The following is a 1,490-nucleotide window of genomic DNA, read 5'->3' on the forward strand; positions in this document are numbered from 1 at the left end:
TGTCTTGTCCTGAAATAGCTTTACATTAAAGCTTTAAAAATGACAAAAGAAAATGGACTTTCAGCGCCAAAACAAACTAAAACCAGCAGATCTTATAGTGAGAAAATTAAACTCAAAGTTGTACATGAAATAACAACTGGACTTTTAACCCATAGAGCAGCTGCAAAGAAGTACGTAATCAATCGCAAAACCGTTAATAATTGGGTTACCACGCAGTCGCATAATAACTTGAGGCCGATGGAGATAGCCAAAACTGCTATGATTGATATCAAAGAAGATTCCAAAGTAAGGATATTAGCGAAACAGGTAATGGACCTTTCTAAGGAGTTAGAAAAAGCCAAATTAAAGATTAGTGGACTCCAGACAATCATTGAAGTAAGTGAGGAAGACCTGCATATAAAAATAATAAAAAAGCCTGGTGCCAAACAGTCAAAAGATTAAGACAGAAACATCCAAATCAAGGTTTGGGTAATCTCTGTGCACTGTTTGGTGTTACACGACAAGCTTATTACGAAGCAATAAACCACGCTGATAAAACCTCTATAGCTCACATGATTGTATTAACTATGATCAAAGAAACCAGAAGTGATATGCCGCTATTGGGTACCAGAAAAGCACTATTCCTCTTAGGTCCTGAATTTTTAAAGCATGGCATAAAAATGGGTAGAGATCAACTTTTTGATTTACTCCGGTTTCATGGATTATTAATTCGATGTAGAAAACGCATGGTTCAAACTACTAATTCAAATCATTGGTTAAAAAGATATCCAAATTTAATTAAGCAGATGTGCATAACAGATCCTGAGCAATTATGGGTTAGCGATATCACCTACATTAGAACTCTTCAAGGATTTAGTTATTTGAGTTTAATTACTGATGCTTATTCAAGAAAGATAGTTGGTTATTCTCTTCATCCAACACTGGAGGCGATTGGTTGTATAAAGGCCTTAAAAATGGCGATCTCAAGTAGGAAACATGAATTGCCATTTTGCCTTGTACATCATTCAGATAGGGGGATTCAGTACTGCTGTGCCGATTATGTGGAGATATTGAAGGAGGAAGGTATATCAATTAGTATGACTCAAAGTGGAAGCCCATATGATAATGCTTTGGCAGAACGTGTTAATGGCATTATAAAGAATGAGTTCTATCCTAAAAGAGTTTATCAAAACCATAAAGAAGCAGAAAAAGCATTATCTAGAATCATCAAAATTTATAATTCAAAACGGCCCCATAGCAGTGTTAATTATCTCACCCCAGATCAAGCTCACAATGAAATAGGGATTCTGAAAATGAAATGGAAACACTACAGCCGATTCAAGAAGCCAGAGCCAATTAAACAGTTAACTTAAACCCTCTGGAATCCCAATATTGCATAACTGATTTAGCTTTCTTATACTTGTAAGGAAGAAACAGGACTAAGAGAATCTGGTGTAAGGAACATCAAGGACTAACAGTAATCACCTGTAAGGTTTTTTCAGGACGAGACA

General features: G+C 35.8%; 2 protein-coding genes. Both read left to right on the top strand.

Going from position 1 to position 1,490, the window contains the following annotated elements; translation table 11 throughout:
- Window positions 1–39: 39 nt before the first annotated feature.
- Complete coding sequence (locus OQX61_RS24195; RefSeq protein ID WP_265844419.1) at window positions 40–441, top strand: hypothetical protein; 402 nt, start codon at window positions 40–42, stop codon at window positions 439–441.
- Window positions 442–464: 23 nt separating this feature from the next.
- On the top strand, window positions 465–1,352 hold the full coding sequence (locus tag OQX61_RS24200; RefSeq protein ID WP_265844420.1) for an IS3 family transposase: 888 nt from the start codon (window positions 465–467) through the stop codon (window positions 1,350–1,352).
- Window positions 1,353–1,490 lie beyond the last annotated feature (138 nt).

This window comes from Pedobacter sp. PLR, assembly GCF_026239675.1.
Taxonomy (GTDB): Bacteria; Bacteroidota; Bacteroidia; order Sphingobacteriales; family Sphingobacteriaceae; genus Pedobacter.